Source organism: Bacillus sp. V3B, assembly GCF_024494465.1.
GTDB lineage: Bacteria > Bacillota > Bacilli > Bacillales > Cytobacillaceae > Bacillus_BD.
Window position 1 is genome coordinate 1 of sequence record NZ_JAETXM010000038.1, and the last position, 20,804, is coordinate 20,804.

General features: G+C 36.9%; 20 protein-coding genes and 3 pseudogenes. 19 read left to right on the plus strand and 4 right to left on the minus strand.

The window, feature by feature from the left end:
- Positions 1 to 289: pseudogene (locus tag JMM81_RS21325) on the plus strand (small-conductance mechanosensitive channel); the annotation flags it as partial.
- 183 nt (positions 290 to 472) lie between these two features.
- On the opposite strand, the gene JMM81_RS21330 reads toward JMM81_RS21325, so the two are convergent.
- From JMM81_RS21330 to JMM81_RS21335, 3 genes are all read right to left on the minus strand, one after another.
- Positions 473 to 1,696 (minus strand): MFS transporter, encoded by a 1,224-nt coding sequence (locus tag JMM81_RS21330; protein WP_256243566.1) that lies wholly within the window; start codon positions 1,694 to 1,696, stop codon positions 473 to 475.
- Positions 1,697 to 1,902: 206 nt separating this feature from the next.
- Positions 1,903 to 2,127, minus strand: a complete 225-nt coding sequence (locus JMM81_RS23230) for a diguanylate cyclase domain-containing protein (protein WP_375162431.1) — start codon at positions 2,125 to 2,127, stop codon at positions 1,903 to 1,905.
- Positions 2,082 to 2,213 carry a hypothetical protein gene (locus JMM81_RS21335; protein WP_256243567.1) on the minus strand — a complete coding sequence of 44 codons (132 nt, stop codon included), beginning with the start codon at positions 2,211 to 2,213 and terminating at the stop codon, positions 2,082 to 2,084. Before JMM81_RS21335 ends, JMM81_RS23230 begins: the two co-directional genes overlap by 46 nt.
- 196 nt (positions 2,214 to 2,409) lie before the next feature.
- Here JMM81_RS21335 and eutH point away from each other — a divergent pair, with 196 nt between their 5' ends.
- Positions 2,410 to 3,531: an ethanolamine utilization protein EutH gene (gene eutH, locus JMM81_RS21340; RefSeq protein ID WP_256243568.1), complete on the plus strand. Its 1,122-nt coding sequence runs from the start codon at positions 2,410 to 2,412 to the stop codon at positions 3,529 to 3,531.
- Positions 3,532 to 3,839: 308 nt separating this feature from the next.
- Here eutH and JMM81_RS21345 read toward each other — a convergent pair.
- Positions 3,840 to 4,139, minus strand: a pseudogene (locus JMM81_RS21345) (DUF6198 family protein); the annotation flags it as partial.
- Between the two features lie 928 nt (positions 4,140 to 5,067).
- Between JMM81_RS21345 and JMM81_RS21350 the strand changes: the two are divergent.
- The 17 genes and pseudogenes from JMM81_RS21350 to JMM81_RS21430 all read left to right on the plus strand — a co-directional run.
- Positions 5,068 to 5,268: a cold-shock protein gene (locus JMM81_RS21350; protein ID WP_256243570.1), complete on the plus strand. Its 201-nt coding sequence runs from the start codon at positions 5,068 to 5,070 to the stop codon at positions 5,266 to 5,268.
- A gap of 534 nt (positions 5,269 to 5,802) precedes the next feature.
- The gene (locus tag JMM81_RS21355; RefSeq protein ID WP_256243571.1) at positions 5,803 to 6,717 is read left to right on the plus strand and encodes a catechol 2,3-dioxygenase; all 915 of its coding nucleotides are present in this window, start codon (positions 5,803 to 5,805) and stop codon (positions 6,715 to 6,717) included.
- Between the two features lie 94 nt (positions 6,718 to 6,811).
- Positions 6,812 to 8,014 carry an acyl-CoA dehydrogenase family protein gene (locus tag JMM81_RS21360; RefSeq protein WP_256243572.1) on the plus strand — a complete coding sequence of 401 codons (1,203 nt, stop codon included), beginning with the start codon at positions 6,812 to 6,814 and terminating at the stop codon, positions 8,012 to 8,014.
- Between the two features lie 133 nt (positions 8,015 to 8,147).
- Positions 8,148 to 8,996 (plus strand): cytidyltransferase, encoded by an 849-nt coding sequence (locus tag JMM81_RS21365; protein ID WP_256243573.1) that lies wholly within the window; start codon positions 8,148 to 8,150, stop codon positions 8,994 to 8,996.
- 117 nt (positions 8,997 to 9,113) lie between these two features.
- The gene (locus tag JMM81_RS21370) at positions 9,114 to 9,413 is read left to right on the plus strand and encodes a 2Fe-2S iron-sulfur cluster-binding protein (protein ID WP_256243574.1); all 300 of its coding nucleotides are present in this window, start codon (positions 9,114 to 9,116) and stop codon (positions 9,411 to 9,413) included.
- A gap of 258 nt (positions 9,414 to 9,671) precedes the next feature.
- Positions 9,672 to 10,511: an alpha/beta fold hydrolase gene (locus JMM81_RS21375; protein ID WP_256243575.1), complete on the plus strand. Its 840-nt coding sequence runs from the start codon at positions 9,672 to 9,674 to the stop codon at positions 10,509 to 10,511.
- A 103-nt stretch (positions 10,512 to 10,614) separates the two neighbouring features.
- Positions 10,615 to 11,091 carry a flavin reductase family protein gene (locus JMM81_RS21380; RefSeq protein WP_256243576.1) on the plus strand — a complete coding sequence of 159 codons (477 nt, stop codon included), beginning with the start codon at positions 10,615 to 10,617 and terminating at the stop codon, positions 11,089 to 11,091.
- 127 nt (positions 11,092 to 11,218) lie between these two features.
- Complete coding sequence (locus JMM81_RS21385; protein ID WP_256243577.1) at positions 11,219 to 11,407, plus strand: TetR/AcrR family transcriptional regulator; 189 nt, start codon at positions 11,219 to 11,221, stop codon at positions 11,405 to 11,407.
- A 288-nt stretch (positions 11,408 to 11,695) separates the two neighbouring features.
- On the plus strand, positions 11,696 to 12,610 hold the full coding sequence (locus tag JMM81_RS21390; RefSeq protein WP_256243578.1) for a catechol 2,3-dioxygenase: 915 nt from the start codon (positions 11,696 to 11,698) through the stop codon (positions 12,608 to 12,610).
- Positions 12,611 to 12,854: 244 nt separating this feature from the next.
- On the plus strand, positions 12,855 to 14,057 hold the full coding sequence (locus JMM81_RS21395; RefSeq protein WP_256243579.1) for an acyl-CoA dehydrogenase family protein: 1,203 nt from the start codon (positions 12,855 to 12,857) through the stop codon (positions 14,055 to 14,057).
- Positions 14,058 to 14,282: 225 nt separating this feature from the next.
- Positions 14,283 to 15,125, plus strand: coding sequence for a cytidyltransferase (locus tag JMM81_RS21400; protein WP_256243580.1), 843 nt, complete (start codon positions 14,283 to 14,285; stop codon positions 15,123 to 15,125).
- Between the two features lie 140 nt (positions 15,126 to 15,265).
- On the plus strand, positions 15,266 to 15,574 hold the full coding sequence (locus tag JMM81_RS21405; RefSeq protein ID WP_256243581.1) for a 2Fe-2S iron-sulfur cluster-binding protein: 309 nt from the start codon (positions 15,266 to 15,268) through the stop codon (positions 15,572 to 15,574).
- Positions 15,575 to 15,651: 77 nt separating this feature from the next.
- Positions 15,652 to 17,589, plus strand: a complete 1,938-nt coding sequence (locus tag JMM81_RS21410) for a XylR N-terminal domain-containing protein (protein WP_256243583.1) — start codon at positions 15,652 to 15,654, stop codon at positions 17,587 to 17,589.
- Between the two features lie 66 nt (positions 17,590 to 17,655).
- Positions 17,656 to 18,345, plus strand: coding sequence for an alpha/beta hydrolase (locus JMM81_RS21415; protein ID WP_256243584.1), 690 nt, complete (start codon positions 17,656 to 17,658; stop codon positions 18,343 to 18,345).
- A 24-nt stretch (positions 18,346 to 18,369) separates the two neighbouring features.
- A complete protein-coding gene (locus JMM81_RS21420; RefSeq protein WP_256243585.1) occupies positions 18,370 to 19,212 on the plus strand; it encodes an alpha/beta fold hydrolase in 843 nt (280 codons plus the stop codon).
- A gap of 436 nt (positions 19,213 to 19,648) precedes the next feature.
- Positions 19,649 to 20,107 carry a PNPOx family protein gene (locus JMM81_RS21425; RefSeq protein ID WP_256243586.1) on the plus strand — a complete coding sequence of 153 codons (459 nt, stop codon included), beginning with the start codon at positions 19,649 to 19,651 and terminating at the stop codon, positions 20,105 to 20,107.
- A gap of 111 nt (positions 20,108 to 20,218) precedes the next feature.
- Positions 20,219 to 20,773: pseudogene (locus tag JMM81_RS21430) on the plus strand (alcohol dehydrogenase catalytic domain-containing protein); the annotation flags it as partial.
- Between the last annotated feature and the right edge of the window lie 31 nt (positions 20,774 to 20,804).

A 20,804-nucleotide genomic window follows, 5' to 3' on the forward strand; every position in this document is an offset into this window, starting at 1 on the left:
GAATAAGGTACTTCTTATTCCAATGATTCTAGGTGGAGCCTTTCTTGTTTCTAGAATTCCGGAACATATCCAACAGGTATTTCCGCTTATTTTACCAGCCATATTTGGTGGGGTTTTAGCCCAGTTTGCAGTAAAAAAACCTATTTACGGTGTCATTGCACTAATAATTGGATTTATCATCAACATGACGGGACTTGTCGTATATATCAAGATGTTGCTTTGTATCGTACTGACTATTCTTATTTGCTTATACTTAGAAAAAAGAAAAGATAAGAAAGCATCGGCTTGAATTTTAGGAAATCGATCAATAGAGGAAAAAGAATGAACAGAATTCTTGGACTTACATTCTTTGATAAGAGGAGAGGAAACGATGAAAATGAATGAATGAAGATGTTCGAAATACGCAAAAATGAAGGGATGGTTCTCCTGTAACTTTTCAAAGAAAAGTTACAGGAGAACCATCCCTTCATCATTATTTTACTTCAATTGTTTTTAATGTTTCCTCATTAGCAAGTATTCTATTACTTCGACTTGCTTTTCCATGTAGGAAGTAATAAACGACCAGTCCTAAAAGGACAAAAATGGAGCCGCAAAAGTATAATGAACTATATCCAATGACCGTTCCCAGTACACCAACGATTAATGATCCGAGTCCGAGACCAGAGTCCATCGTAGAGAAGAAGGTACCAGTAGCAACCCCTTTTCTTTCAGGTGGTGCCAACTGGATCGCGATGGTTTGTGCACTTGGAAAGATTGTCCCCCATCCGATTCCGATAAATGCCGCAGACAAGAGGAATACAAACGCACTATCTGCTTGACTTAAAATGAACATTCCGATCGCAAAACAAATGATAGAAGGGTACATAATCACATTTTCTCCGTACTGATCAAACCATCGACCGGTGAATGGTCTTGATAAAATCAATATGGCCGCATAGACAATAAAGAAATAACTGGCGACTTCTGTTAATTGAATTTCCTTTGCATATACAGAAACAAATGAAACAATCGATGCGTAGACAATAGCAAAAAATAGACCAACAAGTGAAATTCGAATGGCAGACATTTCAATTAGTTCTTTAGGATCCAATCCTCTTTTCTTTGACACCTTTTCTTGTGCAACTTGTTTCTCTTCTTTTGGTAATTTAATTAATAGTCCTGCAATCGCACCTAAAACGACACTGGCAACACTAACGGCAAACATCATTTGAACGCCCCATTGATTAATCGCGATTAATCCTAAAAAAGGTCCCATTGCCATAGAAATATTCATCATTAACCCATTATATCCCATACCTTCCCCTTTTCTACTAGGGGGAATAATAGTAGCCACGATGGTTCCTGTTGTTGTTGAGATCATTCCAAAACCAATCCCGTGAATCACACGTAAAATGAGTAAGCTAACCATAGAAGTTGTAAAGAAGTACATGAGAGATGCACCTAGATAAATGATTAGCGAGATAAAAAAGACTTTTTTAATGCCTAAAGACGTAATCCATTGACCTGCAAAGGGTCGAACGACAATCGCTGCGATATAGAACACCGTAACTAATAAACCTGCATATGCGGGAGTACCTTCTAAATGTTGAATTAAATAAATGGGAATCGTCACAAGCAAATAATAATAGTTTAGGAATATAAAAAAAGTAGTTAAACAGATACATATGTAATCTTTCGTCCACAATCGATTTGTCAAGAAATCTCCTCCTGTTTAATTTTCATTATTCTACATTTTATTATATATCAAAATAATATTTTAAACATGCTAATAGTGTTAAAAATATTGCCAAGGGGTTCGTCTCAAGACTAAGGTATCAGCGTATCATGATCATTAGGGTAATAAAGAAAGATTGAGTCCTATTAGGCCGTATTTACCTAAGGTGGTCCCTTATTGAAAAATAACTATTCATAGGATTGAACGCAATTTCGTCCATCATTCTTAGCTTGATATACCGCCTTGTCTGCATTTGAAATGAGATCCATATAAGAAGCATAAACAGTGGGTATCATGGTTGCTATTCCTATACTTACGGTGACCCAAGGAAGGACTTTCGAACCCACGTGATCAATATCCAACATAATCAAAGACAAGGATGTGGAGTTGCGACGTGAGCGTTTCCATTCCATCTTCCATCCATAGATACTATGGCCATTCCAATAGCAGAGAAATTAAAATCATTCATAAAAAGGTCATTGTTTGAGATTTGTTTCATGATAAATATTCTCCTAAGCATTTTGTCTGCATAGTACGTATGGTGTCTATATTTAAATCTTTAAAAATTGAAAATTGCATCTAAATATTATATTATGATTATTCTTATTCAACAAATTTTCGCTAGTGGGATAAAAGAATTTTTCTAGATTTACAACGAAGACTACTTAAAGTTTTATAGCATGGGAGAGAAGAATATGGGCATTAACGACATGATCGTTTTTATTGTAGTCGGCTTTTTTTGTTTAGGGGCTATTGATAAATGTATGGGAAATAAATGGGGGTTTGGTCATCGTTTCACAGATGGTTTTTTGACAATGGGATCACTCACCCTTTCGATGGTTGGAATCATTTCATTAGCACCTGTACTTGCTACCATTTTAACACCTGTTATAGCACCTGTTTATGGATTATTCGGAGCAGACCCTGCTGCTTTTGCTAATACTTTATTAGCCCTCGATATGGGAGGGTATGCATTAGCAACCGAAATGTCTCAAAGTGCGGAAGCTGAACTGTTTGCATGGGTATTTTTAGGTACTATGATGGGACCCACCCTTGTTTTTACGATTCCTGTCGGATTGGGTATCATCGAAAAAGAAGACCAGAAATTCTTTGCTAAAGGGATTCTTTTAGGATTAATAACGGTTCCTATTGGCTGTTTCGTTGGAGGGGTTGTTGCTAACTTAAATATACTAGTTATCATTAAAAACCTTATTCCAACGATTCTTTTTTCTGTTCTTATTGCAATCGGTTTGTGGAAATACACGGAAAAGATGATTTCAGGATTCTCTATTTTAGCAAAAGGCATTGAAATAATAGCGATAGTCGGGCTATCAGCAATCTGTGTTGAAACCTTGACTGGTGTTACTGTTATCCCTCATATGACACCACTCTTGGAGGGGGTTGAAATTGTTGCGATGATTGCCGTTTTTCTTGCAGGTGCATTCCCTATGGTTACGTTTATATCGATAATGCTAAAAAAACCCTTGGGGAAGATGGGTGTTTTATTAGGGATAAGTGAAACGTCAACAGCTGGTTTGATGGCATCCCTAGCCCATAACATTCCGATGCTATCCCTTCTTAAAGAGATGGATCCGAGAGGAAAAGTGATTAATGTAGCCTTTGCTGTGAGTGGTGCTTTTGTATTTGGGGCACACTTAGGCTTTGTTGCTGGAGTTAACAAAGAAATCGTGTTTGCTATGATTGTAGGGAAACTTGTTGGAGGAATTAGTGCGATCATATTAGCCGTTATTGCCACTGGAAAAAGGCGTGAGAGTCCACATAACATAGAATTCAATAAATCTATAGAAAACATTTGAAAATGTAGGTTTCGCTTCTCCTTTTAAACAGGTAATTCTTATAAGTTTTGAAAAGAGTGCTTTTCCAAAATAATAAAAAAGGCCCAATTTCCCCGTTTTAATGCTGAGAAATTGGGTTTTTTAAATAGGTAGTCCTGACGCTATCCCTTTATTGAAGACTTTATATAAAAAAAGAGCATCTGCTTACATACCAACAGATGCTCTATCAACAAATTGGGGGGATACTTTAATATGTTTACCAATTTTTAAGAGTGATATACATCTATTTTTAAAAATGGTTATCTTACATTCGCTCCTGCCCTCATCACTCATAAATGAGTTTCAGATGGTTTCGTCTGAATAGCTACGATCTTCTTCACTCTGCGATTAGTAGTTTGAATGATTTTTCCCAAAAAGACTACGACGACTAAGGTTCCTAATCCCACTGGACCACTTAATAAAAACCCAGTTAGGGTACCCGTTGCTTCAATGCTTATTCTAGACAGGTTCAAGCTCCATCCCAATCGATTACTGATAGCCACCATTAGCCCATCGATAGGGGTTTTTGGAAACCGTGCCTCCATATACATCCCAATCCCTATTCCTGCGACAATGACCCCAATCATTAAACTGACCGCCTGTCCCTCTCATGAAGAGGAGAAGTCAGCGTTTTGAAAAACAAAGTAAATCCAAAAATCCAAAAACTAACTTCGTATCCCATCAGTGGAGGTCTTACTGCCCGTTAAGAACGGGATAAATCACCTTTCATTTTTCAACATGGAATACCGATTTGCTAGTTTGATGCATATTTTGTCGAGAAAAAGTTTGGAATTTAATGAATTATTTACAAAATATTCATAACCTTTTCACGAAAATAAAGATATATATAGAAGATGTCATCTGTTTCTTCAAATATAAAAGGTTCAGGGGCGATGGTGATATTCCATCACTCTTGAACCTTCTATATGTATTTCGATGTATAAAAGAATGCTAGTTTGGAAATGATGAAGATAAAGAGAATAAACAAGGAGGAGAAAATCGTGCATAAATCGTGCATAGTGAAAAAAACATAAACTGGTCTGATTTTGTTTCGAGTGATCGATTTGAACTACATGCGTATCTTTCCTATATGTTCCGTCAACTACCGGATCATGTGTCAAATCAGTCAGAAGATAAACTGGTCAAACAATCATGAGACAAGAGAGTCAGCAGAAAGGGAAAAAGACCATGAGTGAGGAAATGATATAAGTGACCTTGTTATTCTGATCAGGATAAATAAGGTCACTTATTTTTGCTATAAATATTGGAATAGAGTCAGGATAAACCCATTTAGGGCAGGTTCTTGAGTTGTTAGCGTTCAGAATAAGTGTGATGGATATTCATAGAGAAGTGGGAGTTTCACGAAATACTAGTTGCTATTTTAGGATAGACTTGTTATTCTTAAGAAGAATTATTTTTGTTCGTTTTCAGATTGAAATAGATTTTGTTTTTCGTCTAAGGTATTTGAGCAAGGATAGTAACACATTGTGTGGTTATACACACTAGGAGGCAACAATTATGGAACAAGGTACAGTTAAGTGGTTTAATGCAGAAAAAGGTTTTGGATTTATCGAGCGTGAAGCTGGAGAAGACGTATTCGTACATTTCTCAGCAATCCAAAGCGAAGGTTTCAAATCTTTAGACGAAGGTCAAAGTGTAAGTTTTGAAATTGAACAAGGACAACGTGGCCCACAAGCTACAAACGTTCAAAAAGCTTAATTATTAGCTGCTAACAGCCCCTACACATAGGGGCTGTTTTTGTTTGGTTTAAATTCATAAAAGCAAATCCTGTAAAACCAATTATTTAATAGATTGATAATAAAATTGAAATATATATTAACATTAATAGTAAAATACACATATATGTCATCAATAACGATATTATTGGTAATATAATAGCTGTTTATCTCAGGTGTACGAGTCTTCACTGATAGGCCAAGGGATGATGAACATTCTGCTTAAACAAATGAGCAGAATAGCATAATAAGCATACGTGGTAAGTTCATGGAAATAGAAGGCTGTTAGAGTGAAGAAAACAAGGAGGATACTGGGTTTTAAAGTTGGATGTGCAAAATAACACTTAAAATAGGCGTAAAATATCTCCTAAAATAACATAGTACCAATGTTCTTTAGTATAAAACATACTAAAGAGTGTGGAAAATAGCTTGAAAGTTAGTATTATTAATCGTATATTCTGAAAGTTTTAAATATTATAATGAATACATACTAAACCAAGCTAAGGAGTGAATGAAAATGGCCATTATGCGAATTGGAAGAGCCGAATTAAGAGTGCTAGATCTTGAACAATCTATAAATTATTATACAAATATTATTGGATTAGAATTAGTCGGAAGAAGCGAAGGAAGAGCTTATCTTAAGGCTTGGGATGAATATGATCATCATAGTCTTGTACTTCAAGAGGCGGATTCACCGGGTCTCGACCATTTTGCTTTTAAAGTACAGAATGAAACGGACCTCGAGTATTACGAAAGAAAAGTTGAGCAATTCGGTTGTACAACCAAACGGATTTCTAAGGGAACCCGACTTGCTGAGGGAGAAGCCATTCGTGTTACGCTGCCAACAGGGCACCAAATGGAGCTTTATCACGAAATTGAACAATTGGGCAAAGCGACAGGTACCTTAAATCCACATCCATTTCCGGATGAAGCCAGAGGGATGGCTCCACATCGTTTGGATCATGTTCTCTTAATTGGCGAGGATGTAAAAACGGTTACAAGGTTATTTACAGAAGTGCTAGACATTTTTCAAAGTGAAAAAGTCATGACATTGGATGGAGAAGAAATGATTGGAAGCTTTATGCATGCTCAAAATGGAAAAGCTCATGATATTGCCTTTATTAAAGGGCCGGATAATAAATTACATCATGCAGCCTTCAAAGTTGATAATTGGTACGACGTGTTAAAGGGCGCGGACTTATTAGCAAGATATGATGTACCAATTGAAGTATCACCAACTCGACATGCGATAACCAGAGCAGAAACCACTTATTTCTTTGATCCATCTGGAAACCGAAATGAAGCTTATTCAGGAGGATATATCACATATCCAGATTTCCCTACCATCACTTGGACAGAGGACAAAATCGCTCAAGGAATCTTCTATCATAGAAGAGAAATGGTTGACTCTTTTATGAATGCGCTTACTTAATAATCTTATATTCTATCAATCTTTTTATAAATTGAAAACGTTTACTATAATTCGCTGATTTTCATATCACTTAATACAAGAGGAGGAATTTTAAATGACGAATACAGTCCAATTAACAAAAGAGAAAGTAGATATGGAGCACTGGTTAGCAGTAGCTGAGAAAATAGGTCAAATTGCTGAGGCAGAAGCAAGAGAGGCCGATCAAAATGGTCATTTTTCTCCAAAGATTGCGGAGACGATTGTTGAAGGCGGAATTAATAAATTAATGCGCTCGAAAGAATATGGCGGTACATTTATCGGTGTAGAACCATTTACAAAAATTGTAAGAAAGGTTGCCAGTCATAGTATGGCTGCAGCATGGCTAACAAACTTCTTTGCGATACATGATATTTGGCCTGGTTATCTTCCTCCAAAAGGCAGAGAAGAAGTTCTTGGTAAACATGAACTGATTGCGGATGTTTTTGCACCACTTGGCCGTATGGAAAAGGATGGAGATGGATACCGCCTTTATGGGGAATGGAACTTTGCCAGCGGTGTTCTATGGAGTGAATGGATTGGTCTTGGTGCGATGGCTGATCTTGGGAATGGTCTTGAGTATGTTATGCCTGTACTAAGAACTTCAGATCCAAACCTTAAACTAATTAAAAACTGGGATACACTCGGGTTACGCAGTACAGGAAGTAATGGGGTTCATGTGGATGGTGCTTATATACCTGAACATCTCATATTAAAAGGGAAAGATATATTTGGTCTCGGAAAACCGGCGGGCGGAGAGTATGATGCAGAAGACCCTATTTACCGCATGCCATTTATGCAGATGTTTTTGGCCGCCTTCCCTGCCACGTCATTAGGTGCCATGGATCGTATCATTGATATTTTCCAAGAACGTACGGAAAAACGTGTTCGGGTATTTAATGGAGGTAAGAACGAGAAAAATGGTTCTGGTAGCCAACGTGTGCTAGCTGAGATGAAAATTCAACGTCGTCAAGTAGAGGGATTAATGAATCGTTATATTGAAGTACTTGAGCAATTCCAAGAGGAAGGGAAAACAGTCGCGAGTGAAGAGGAACGTATGGAATTGTTTGCGATTCGGTCACAAGCTTCAAAAATGGCAGCAGAAATGGCCTTGAAAGCCATTCTAACACTAGGCGGAACGTCTATTTTCAAAGGAGATCCAGTCGAGTTATTTGTAAGGGATGTCATCGCATTCGCTTCACATCCAACTCAACTTTGGGAAGATGCGATGGGTTCATACGGAAGTACACAATTTGGCGGACCAGCACATCCTACTTGGTAATTGTATGCTGCCATCATAGAACCTTTAAGTAAATAGATAAATAGATATTAAGATTCTTGGCTCAGTGATCATATAACTGGGCTAAGAATCAACAGAGCAGAATAACTGTTCCAGTAAAAAGGAGCTGAAGGATGTGCAAATTTTTTATCTTAACGATGGTCAGGATTCTTCTTTGCCGAAATCAGAGCCTTGTGTCATGGCCATGGGGTTTTTCGATGGAGTTCATATTGCCCATCAACAAGTGATTCAGGAGGCTAAAAACATCGCTAAGAAAAGAAAGGTAAAATTGGCTGTTATGACCTTTTTTCCTCATCCTAGAGAGGTTCTATGCGGTGGAAAAGAAAAGATGAATTATTTAACACCACTAGAAGTCAAAATAAATAAGTTCGCTCAACTTGGAGTGGATAAACTCTATGTGATTAAATTTGATCAGGCCTTTGCTCAGCTTTCCCCAAAGGGCTATATCGAAAAATATGTAATAGGCTTGGGTGCCAAACATGTGGTAGCAGGTTTTGACTTTACGTATGGACACATGGGAAAAGGCACGATGCGGACGATGAGCATGGACGGCGATGGGAAATTCCTAGTGACCGTCATTTCCAAACTTGATTATAGGGGTCAAAAAATCGGTTCTACTTTCATTAGGAACTTGTTGTCAGATGGTGAAGTGAGTGAAATTGCTTCGTATCTTGGAGATGTTTATGAAACAAGTGGAGAAGTGATTTCTCATCATCAAAACCCTATGAGAAAAAGTTCTCATATGGAAGTAGCTACTTATCCCTATTATACATTGCCATCAAATGGTTTATATGAAGTTGAGATATATGCAGGGAATCATATTTATCAAGGAAGTGCACTCGTCTATTCAAATAAAGTAAAGCTTCAGTTCGATGGTGATCTAAACAATATAAAAAGTAAGACAATTAAATTGAAATGGATTAGAGGTTTAGAGATAGAGAATGTTCAATTGCAGCAAATATAAAGTAATAGTGAACATAAAAAGGGACTAGTTGTAAAATGCTAAATATTATATTTATTTAATTTATGATGATAGTAGAAATCCCTTTTGATTGATTTTACTTATATGGAGGGAATACTCATGTTTACGATCAAAATAACCGATAGTAATGATCAATGGATAGGCAGTGGAACTGAAAGTGTACTCGATGGGGCACAAAGGAACGGAGTAAAAATACCGTATGCTTGTAAAGGCGGAGGTTGTGGAATTTGTAAAGTTAGAATAGAAGAAGGTGAATTTGAACGAGGACGTAGTTCAATGGCTGTACTGCCTAACGATGAAAGAGACCTTAATTATACGCTCGCCTGTAAGACCTATCCAAAAAGTAATATGAAGATTCAATTAGATCTATCTAGACAAAATGAAAAGATTAGTAGCTGAGTTGAGAAAAATGATCTAGCTATAGATACCAAAGGCTCTTTCAGCTCAGGTAAGCAGATAGATTTAGTTTAATATTTACCTGTTCTTAATTTTAAGGCTGTGTTAAAGAATCATGTTGATGGTCGAATGGCCATTGGTGTACGCGTCCATTAAGTTATCCATGGAATAAAACACATGGCCACGCACACCAATGGGCATTTATCAACAATAGCCTTTAAACACAGCCAATTTAAAAAGTACATTGGAGGAGAATTTCGCATGGTAGAGCAAGGGAAATTTATTGATGTTAAAGGGATTCAAACACATTATCATGAAGCAGGTGAAGGAGAACCACTTCTATTAATCCATGGTTCTGGACCAGGGGTGACTGCATGGGCCAACTGGCGTTTAGCTTTTCCAACTCTTTCAGAACACTACCATCTTTATGCACCAGATGTCGTTGGATTCGGGGATACAGATAGACGTGAGGGACAGGAATATTCAATAGATGTATGGGTTAATCATATGATTGATTTTATTGAGGCAATTGGTGAACCTAAAGTTTCCGTGATTGGGAATTCTTTTGGAGGGGCCATCACACTTCATTTAGTCAATCGTCGCCCAGATCTTGTCAATAAAGTCATTCTAATGGGAAGTGTAGGTAATAATTCTACTATTTCAGATGGTTTGGACGCGGTTTGGGGTTATAAACCAAGTTTTGAAAATATGAAAAATCTAATTGAGACTTTTGCCTATGATCAAAGTAATGCGGCAAATAGTGATTTAGTAGAGATGCGTTATCAAGCTAGTATCCAAGAGGGATTCCAAGAAGCCTTTTCAAGTATGTTCCCTGCGCCTAGACAGCGACATTTAGATGCGATGGCTTTGTCAGACGATGAATTAAAGAGCATTCAGGCTCCTGTCTTATTAATTCATGGACGTGAGGATAAAGTGATTCCTCTAGCAGAAACGAGCTGGAAAATAGCTCAATTAATCCCGAATGCCGAACTTCATGTATTTCCACATTGTGGTCACTGGGTACAAATCGAAAAAACTCAAGAATTTATTGCTCAAGTACTTGAATTTTTAAACCAACCAAAAACGGCTAATCTTGTATAAGATCAAATAAAAACAAATCTCATATATAATCCGATAATAGATGGATTCATATTTTAATAGAAGATTTTAAAAAAATAAGCAGGATAATAGGAGGAATTATATAATGGATGATCGTCAATTTCGTACAGCAATGGGGAAATTTGCTACAGGTATAACAGTAATTGCTACAGAGGTAGAAGGAGAGGTACATGGGATGACGGCTAATGCCTTCATGTCTGTGTCACTTGATCCAAAATTGGTTGTGATTTCAGTTCGTAATCAAGCTCGAATTCTTTCCTTATTACAGGAGAGTCAAACTTTTTCAGTGAATATTTTAGCTGAGGATCAACAGGAAGTATCCATGATATTTGCAGGTCAATTAAAAGATAAACAAGTAGAATTTGATCGTCTGGACGGGAAGCCGGTTATTCCAGGTGCTATTGCACAAATTGCCTGTGAAATAAGTGCAGAACATGTTGAGGGAGATCATACATTAATTATTGGAAAAGTAACAGATATTCATTTGGAAGATAAGGAACCGCTTCTTTTCTATAGTGGAAAGTATCGTTCGCTGAAAGAAGAGGAAACAGTTACGCTATAAGTTTTGATTAAAGGGCTCAACACTGAAATCAAGTGTTGAGCCTATAAATTAATAACCTATAAAGTTAATTGTCCTAGAAGTCTTTGTTCAGTTGATCTATGCAACCTAAAAGGGAGATGAACGGCTAATGGATCAAGACTTTAATCAAACAAAAGTGATCAATCAAGCAATGGAACTATTTTGGAGCAAAGGATATGAAGCTACCACAATAGAAGATATTTTAAAAGTGACAGAACTTAATATGAATAAATTTAATGAGGCTTTCGGTAGCAAAGAGCAACTATACTTAGCGAGCTTTAACTACTACAGCTTTTAAAGTTTATTTGATAAATAATGAAGTAAGTTTCTTAGTATATGAAGAAACCCAAAAACCCAGCTAATCTTCCATGTGAAGGTAGCTGGTTTTTTTAGTTGGATGTGTAAAATAAAACTTAACATAAGTGCAAAGTATCTCCTGAAATGACATAGAACCAATAGTTTTTAGTATAGAATATACTAAATGTTGTGAAAATTAACTCTAATTTTAGCATTATCAGTCCTATGTTCTGAAAATTTTAAATAATATAATAAGTACATACCGAAACAACATAAGGAGTGAATGAAAATGGCCGTTATGAGAATTGGAAGAGCCGAATTAAGAGTACTAAATCTTGAAGAATCGATAAACTATTATACAAATATTATTGGATTAGAATTAGTGGGACAAAGTGCAGGAAGAGCCTATCTGAAGGCTTGGGATGAATATGATCACCATAGTCTTATCCTGCAAGAAGCAGATTCACCAGGACTTGACCATTTTGCTTTTAAAGTACGGAATGAAACGGACCTAGAGTATTACGAAAAACAAGTCGAGCGATTCGGTTGTACAGCTCAACGGATTTCCAAGGGAACACGGCTTGCTGAAGGAGAGGCTCTACGCTTTACACTTCCAACAGGGCACCAAATGGAACTTTATCACGATATTCAACAAGTGGGCAAGCAAACAGGCACGTTAAATCCACATCCTTTTCCAGACGTAGCTAGAGGGATGGCTCCGCATCGTTTAGACCATGTTCTACTAATCGGCGAGGATGTGAAAACGGTTACAAGGTTATTTACAGAAGCACTGGATATATTTCAAAGTGAAAAAGTAATGACATTGGATGGAGAAGACATGGTGGGTAGCTTTATGCATGCTCAAAATGGAAAGCCTCATGATATTGCCTTTATTAAAGGTCCAGATAATAAATTGCACCATGCAGCCTTTAAGGTTGATAATTGGTACGACGTGTTAAAGGGAGCGGACTTATTGGCAAGACATAATGTACCAGTGGAAGTAAGCCCAACTCGTCATGCTATCACTAGAGCAGAAACGACTTATTTCTTTGATCCATCTGGAAACCGAAACGAAGCTTATTCAGGAGGATATATTACATATCCAGATTTCCCTACCATCACTTGGACAGAGGACAAAATCGCTCAAGGAATCTTCTATCATAGAAGAGAAATGGTTGAATCGTTTATGACGGCGCTTACTTAATAATCTTATATTCTATCAATCTTTTTATAAAATGAAAACGTTTACTATGTAGCTCACATTTCATCTTTCAACATGGAATGCCAGTCCGCTTCCTCGAACAAGCCTTTTATCACGCAGTAATGAACAGTGCAGTGGAAGGAGAGCGGATTGGTAACCCCATCCAATCTTATGTTGGAAAATCAAATGGGACTTATATAGGATTCTCTGATTTTTATATTGCTTAATACAAGAGGAGGAATTTTAAATGACGAATACAAGCCAATTAACAAAAGAGAAAGTAGATATGAATCACTGGTTAGCTGTAGCAGAAAGAATTGGTCAAACTGCGGAGGCAGAAGCAAATGAAGCTGATAAAAATGGTCATTTTTCTCCAAAGATTGCGGAGGTAATTGTTGAAGGCGGAATTAATAAATTAATGCGCTCAAAACAATATGGCGGTACATTTATTGGTGTAGAACCATTTACAAAAATTGTGAGAAAGGTTGCAAGTCATAGTATGGCCGCAGCATGGCTAACAAACTTCTATGCGATTCACGATATTTGGCCTGGGTATCTTCCTCCAAAGGGCAGAGAAGAAGTTCTTGGTGCTCACGAATTGATTGCGGATGTTTTTGCGCCACTTGGCCGTATGGAAAAGGATGGAGATGGATACCGTCTTTATGGAGAATGGAACTTTGCCAGCGGTGTTTTATGGAGTGAATGGATTGGTCTTGGTGCGATGGCTGATCTTGGGAATGGTCTTGAGTATGTTATGCCTGTACTAAGAACTTCAGATCCAAACCTTAAACTGATTGAAAATTGGGACACACTCGGGTTACGCAGTACAGGAAGTAATGGGGTTCATGTAGACGGTGCTTATATACCTGAACATCTTATCTTAAAAGGGAAAGATATATTTGGTCTTGGAAAACCGGCGGGTGGAGAATATGATTCAGAAGACCCTGTTTACCGTATGCCATTTATGCAGATGTTTTTGGCCGCCTTCCCTGCTACGTCACTAGGTGCAATGGATCGTTTAATTGAGATTTTCCAAGAACGTACCGAAAAACGTGTTCGCGTATTTAATGGGGGTAAGAACGAGAAAAACGGTTCTGGAAGTCAACGTGCGCTCGCTGAAATGAAAATTCAATTACGTCAAGTAGAGGGTCTAATGGATCGTTATATTGAAGTTCTTGAACAATTTCAAGCGGAAGGAAGAACCATTGCAACTGAAGAAGAACGCATGGAATTGTTTGCGATTCGATCACAGGCTGCTAAAATGGCCGCAGAAATGGCCTTAAAAACCATTTTAACATTAGGCGGAACTTCTATTTTCAAAGGAGATCCAGTCGAGTTATTTGTAAGGGATGTAATTGCATTCGCTTCACATCCAACCCAACTTTGGGAAGATGCGATGAGCTCATACGGAAGTACACAATTTGGCGGACCAGGACACCCAACTTGGTAATTAAATTCTACTCTTAAATCTTTAAACGTTTTATATATCGATCAGATTTTGTTTTTTAAATAGGGAATGCTGATCCTCTTCCTTGAACAAGCCTTTTATGACGCTGTAACGAACAGCCTAGTGAAAGGAGGGTGGAACAGCATTCCTATTCAACTTGAACAAAGAAGTTAATGAAAAGTAGATGTATAAATAGAAAGATTCTTGGATGAAAAGGGGTTGAAGGATGTGCAAACGTTTTATCTTTCTGATGGTCAGGATGCTTCTTTACCGAAGCCAGATCCTTGTGTCATGGCCATGGGTTTTTTCGATGGAGTTCATATTGCCCATCAACAAGTGATTCTGGAGGCTAAAAACATCGCTAGGAAAAGAAAGGTAAAGTTAGCCGTCATGACCTTTTTCCCTCATCCTAGAGAGGTTCTTTGCGGTGGAAAAGAAAAGATGAATTATTTAACACCATTAGAAGTCAAAATAAATAAATTCGCTCAACTTGGAGTGGATAAACTCTATGTTATTAAATTTGATCAGGCCTTTGCTCAGCTTTCCCCAAAGGATTATATCGAAAAATATGTAACGGGATTGAGCGCAAAACATGTGGTAGCAGGTTTTGACTTTACATACGGATACAAGGGAAAAGGAACGATGCAAACGATGAGTATGGACGGTGATAGAAAGTTTCTGGTGACCGTCATTTCCAAACTTGATTATAGGGGAACAAAGATCGGTTCTACTTTCATTAGGAACTTGTTGTCAAATGGTGAAGTGAGTGAAATTGCTTCGTATCTGGGAGATGTTTATGAAACAAGGGGTAAAATGATTTCTCCTCATCAAAGTTTTACGAGAAAAAGTGCTTATATGGAAGTATCCACGTATCCCTATTATACATTACCAGCAAATGGTTTATATGAAGTTGAGGTGCATGCAGGGGATTATGTGTATCAAGGAAGTGCACTCGTTTATTCAAATAAAATAAAGCTTCAGGTGAATGGCTACCTGAAAGAGATAAACAATCCTACAATTAAATTGAAATGGATGAGAGGTTTAGAGAATATTCAAGTGAAGCAGATGTAAATGGATAGAAGTACCAATGAATTAATAGTGAAGAATAAAAGGGTTTTGGTCGAAAAATACCGAATACTTAAACTAGTTGAGTTTATCTATTTTTACCAAAAGTCCCTTTCTATTCATTCAACTAGATGGAGGGAATACGTATGTTCACAATAAAGATAACCGATACGAATGATCCTAAGGGTCAATGGATAGGCAGTGACACGGAAAGCGTACTTGATGGAGCACAAAGGAACGGAGTAAAAATACCGTATGCTTGTAAAGGCGGAGGCTGCGGAATTTGTAAAATAAGAGTAGAAGATGGCGAATTTGAACGAGGGCGTAGTTCAATAGCTGTACTGTCTAACGATGAAAGAGACCTTAATTATACGCTCGCTTGTAAAACGTATCCAAAAGGGAATATGAAGATTCAAGTAGATATGTATAGAACAAAAGAATATATGGGAAATTAACATAAGAAATAGGGTCTAGCTCTAAAGACTTTTTCAGCTCAAGTAGACAGATAGATTTTAATAGCGGTGGTGGAAATATGAAAGCTGATGAACTGAAGCTAGAACAATTTTATAAAATCTCTAGTCCATTTAATCAAAAGGATCCTCAGGAAAGAATGGTTTCAATCCCAGCAGCTGCAATAGGAATGCTCCGGCATGAGCTTCTTGAAACGATTGGTCTGGAACGAACAAAGGGTTTCCTCCTAAGGCATGGATGGCATACAGGAGCGTATGATGCAGAAAAGGTGAAGGAGTTAACCTGGGAGGATCAACGTGAGATGTTGTTAGCCGGCCCTAAAATGCATACATTGCACGGTTATATTGAAGAAGCACAAAATGTTAAAGCAGAAGCAAATTTTAATAAAGGATCCATTTATCACGAAGCCATTTGGAAAAACTCATATGAAGCGGAGGAACATATAAAGAGGTATGGCTATAGTGATGAACCTGTTTGCCACACATTGATAGGCTATGCAAGCGGTTACCTATCTAACATCTTAGGAAAAAAAGTCATTGCCAAAGAAATAAAATGTAAAGCAATGGGCGATGAACATTGTCAAGTTCTTTGTCGTACGGTTGATGAATGGAATGGAGCCGTTGAACTAGATTTAAAATATTATGAAGAAGAATCCATTATCGATGAGCTAAACGAGACGTTTAGAAAGCTAAAAGTAGAACGAGACAATTTAAGTAAAGCCTATGATGTGCATCAAAGACTAGTTGAAGAATTACTAAAAGAAAATGATTTGTACGGAGTTGCCAATGCTCTTTATCAACATACCCAATTACCTGTTCTTATTGAAAGCAAAGATGTAGAACTTTTAGCAGTGGCGGGAGTGTCAGAGGAAGAGGGTCGCACTTTTTCGGGGCAATTAAGTCAACTCATGAATACTAAGAGAAAAAGGGATGAAAACGAACTAACCCGAACGAAAGTATTGAATGATTTTAACGACGATTACAAAAGACTGATTACGCCTATTTACCTTCAAAAAAAGGTGGTAGCGTACTGTTCCTTTTTATATAAAGATGTGAAGTTACAAGAAGTAGATAAATTAATATTAGAACAAGGAGCCTTGGCTTGTTCCCTCTATTTGTTTAATGAGCGCACACGTATTCAAACAGAGTTGCGTATGCAAGGAAACCTTTTAGACGACATTCTATCAAATCAAATCAATTTTGAAGAGATTTCAAAAAGGTCTTACTACGTTGGGTTTCAATTAAATGCCCCTTATTTCATGATGGCTATCTGTCCTAATCATCAAGAGTTAACCATAAGAGATGAACTGGAGTTTAATGATCGCCTCATCAAGGGAATTTCCCAGTTCCTCAAAGATCGAAAGATAAACGCCTTGTTGGGTCAAAAGTCAGGGGAAATACTGATCTTTTTATCCGAAGGTATGATGTTAAAAAGTGAAAATAGTAAGAAAAAGTTCTGTCAAGCCTTGCATGATTATTGTTCAAGTAAATACCCTTCTCATGATTTTAACTTTGGTATTAGTTCAAGCTCTGCCAGAATAGAGGAGGCTTCTCAATTATATGATGAGAGTAGCTCTGCCTTACAAATTGCTAATCATTATCAAAAAATGGTTTTCTTCGAATTTTTAGGGATTGAAGGAATTATATTTCAAATGAAAAATGATCCTTTGCAAAAATTCATTAAAAAGAAATTAGGAAATTTAATAGAGGAAGATAAGAAAAAGGACATGGAATTGACCAAAACTCTTTTTCATTATTTAAATAATGGCTGTCATATTAATAAAACAGCACGAGCCATGAATTTTTCAATCAGTGGTCTAAGGTACCGTCTTCAAAAAATTAATGAATTGTTAGAAACAGATATTAATGTTGCGGATGTCGGTTATCAAATTTACTTATCTCTTAAGCTTTTGATTTATTGGGGAGAATTAGATATTGATATAAGAAATTCAATTGAATTAAACGAAGAAGATGATTCAAATGGTTTTGGTCATAGTTAGGAAAGTGACTGTTATATGAAAAAGTACAAATGAAATGCTTACCCGCTTACATAGGAGGAAACTATCTTGAAAAGTTTATATCCGTATCATATTACATTACCTGTACAGATGGAGAAGGATAAAAAATATCCTGTGATTTTTGCTTTACATGGAATTGGTTACAACGAGCAATATATGTTGGATTTAGTAGAGGATTTAAAAGAGGATTATATTTTAATTGGTATTCAAGGTGATCTTACATATGAGGACGGATATGCTTATTACTATTTAAAAGGGTACGGTAATCCAGAACGTGAATTATTTGATAGCAGTGTCGAGAAATTGAAGAGTTTTATTGAAGATGCATCAAATCATTATCCAATAGATCCTGACAGAAAATATGTAATTGGCTTTAGTCAAGGAGCTATTCTTAGTATGACACTAGCCTTAGTATTAGGGGATTCCATCAAGGGAATCGTTCCAATGAATGGGTATATCCCGCAATTTGTAAAAGAAGAATATCCGCTGCAATCGATCGATCATCTGTCTGTCTTTCTATGCCAAGGTGCAGAAGATCCGATTTTCTCGTTACACATTGGGCAGGAAAATTATGATTACTTACGTGAACAGGTAGAGTCTGTAAAATATACAATTTATCCAACGGCACATGAAATTTCAGACAACAATAAACAGGACGTTGTCGCATGGTTACGTCAAGAATTAGAAAAAAATAGTCAAAATAGGGGATTAAAACAACCCGTAACGAAAGATCTATAAAAAGGATATTGGAGGAGATTTTTAATGACAGTAGAACAAGGGAAATTTATTGATGTTAAAGGAATTAACACACATTATCATGAAGCAGGGCAAGGAGAACCACTTCTATTAATCCATGGTTCTGGTCCAGGGGTATCTGCATGGGCTAACTGGCGTTTAGCTTTTCCAGCTCTTTCAGAACACTACCATCTTTATGCACCAGATGTGGTTGGATTCGGGTATACGGATAGACAAGAGGGACAGGAGTATTCCATAGATGTCTGGGTCAATCATATGATTGATTTTATTGAGGCAATTGGTGAACCTAAGGTTTCCGTGATAGGGAATTCTTTTGGAGGAGCGATCGCTCTTCATTTGGTCAATCGTCGCCCTGATCTTGTCAATAAAGTCATTTTGATGGGAAGTGTAGGAAATAAGTCTACTCTTTCAGATGGATTGGATGCAGTTTGGGGCTACACACCAAGTTTTGAAAATATGAAAAATCTAATTAAGATCTTTTCATATGATCAGAGTAATGCGGAAAATAGTGATTTAGTAGAGATGCGTTATCAATCTAGTATCCAAGAAGGATTTCAAGAGGCCTTTTCAAGTATGTTCCCTGCGCCTAGACAACGTCATTTAGATGCGATGGCTTTATCAGAGGACGAATTAAAGAGCATTCAGGCTCCTGTCCTATTAATTCATGGACGAGAGGATCAAGTGATTCCTCTAGCAGAAACGAGCTGGAAAATAGCTCAATTAATCCCTAATGCCCAACTTCATGTATTTCCACACTGTGGACACTGGGTACAAATCGAAAAAACAGAGCCATTTATTCATCAAGTGATTGAGTTTTTAAATCAACGTAAAACAGCTGATATTGTATAAGCATAATACTCTTTTTACTTGCGTCATTCGGGAACAATAAGAAGTTTTATAATGATAGTAATGAAATAAACGATGGATAAATTGATATTGGCTTTACATTCTGGGAAATCAAGCAGATACCAATCTAGAAAAGAATCCAACAATTGAAGCGTAATTGCTTAGTATTTTAATGGAAAATAAAGAGGGTTAAACATTATAAAAGGAGCATTCCTGTTAGAAGGTTTTTCGGGGACTTGAACAAAAAGGGGGCGTCAAATCTCGCCGAATTGATCCCTAATTTGTTAACCAAGGAGGACTCCACAATAAATTTAAAAAAAATCAAAAAAGTAACTCGAAAACACTTTTTTAAGCTGAATAATTTGAAATTTTAGATTAGTCCGGTAATACAAAAGTAAAAATCGCTAAGGTAATATATTTTTTATTAGGAGTGGGATAAATGAAAGAACAAAGCGGACTTACTAGTAAGTTAATTGATTTACTACAAGGGGAAAAAATTGTTTCTTTAATAACCAACGACGAAAAAACAGGTCAACCTGACCTAGCGATGATTTCATGGGTAGTTGCGAATTCCAGAGGAGATCGTATTAATTTCGCCATTGGCCATAATGCCTCAAGTGCAAAAAATATTCAAACCGATCCTAACGTTATTTTAGGGGTTATTGGGGCTGGAAGTTGTTTTTCTATCAAAGGGAAAGGAAAGGTTTCTGATATTATTGAAAAAACCATTAAGGTACGCGTGGTTAGTGTGGAGATTGAATCTGTTGAAGATGTAATGTTCTATGGCGGGAAAGTAATAACGGAACCAGCGTATGAAAAAACATATAATAAATCATTAGCTGAAAAGCTAGATAATGAAATTTATAGTTTACTAATAGAGAAAAAAATAACAGTTTGAATAATTTGATATAATATTTACCTCTTATATACAATTGATTTAGTGCTAGATAGAAATCAACCGTTAGGACTGTCCTTATGTCATTTAAAAAGAGAGGATATGATAAAGAAAATGAATACCTTTCAAGCAATGGTGCTAGATAAAATAGGTGATCACACGAAGTTAGGGATTAAACCATTAGGTATGGATGATCTACCGGATGGAGAAGTAACGATTCGAGTTGCTTATTCTAGTGTGAACTTTAAAGACGGTTTAGTAGCCATTCAAAGTAAATTTGTAGAGTCTTATCCTTTAGTACCTGGAATCGACTTAGCTGGAACGGTTATGAATTCAACAGATGAACGATTTAAAACAGGTGATGAAGTCATTGTGACAAGTTATAAATTAGGAACGGGTCATTTTGGCGGATTTAGTGAAATCGCACGTGTACCTGCAGAGTGGGTTGTTCCTCTTCCAAAAGGATTATCTTTAAAAGAAGCTATGATCCTTGGAACAGCTGGGTTTACGGCAGCATTAGCGGTTCAAAGGCTTGAAGATAATGAATTAGAACCTAGTCAAGGACCTGTTTTAGTAGCAGGTGCTACAGGTGGAGTGGGAAGTATTGCTGTAAATATATTAGCTGATAGAGGTTATGAAGTTGTAGCTAGTACAGGTAAGTCTAATGAAGAGCTGGTATGTCAACACTAAACTAGACAAC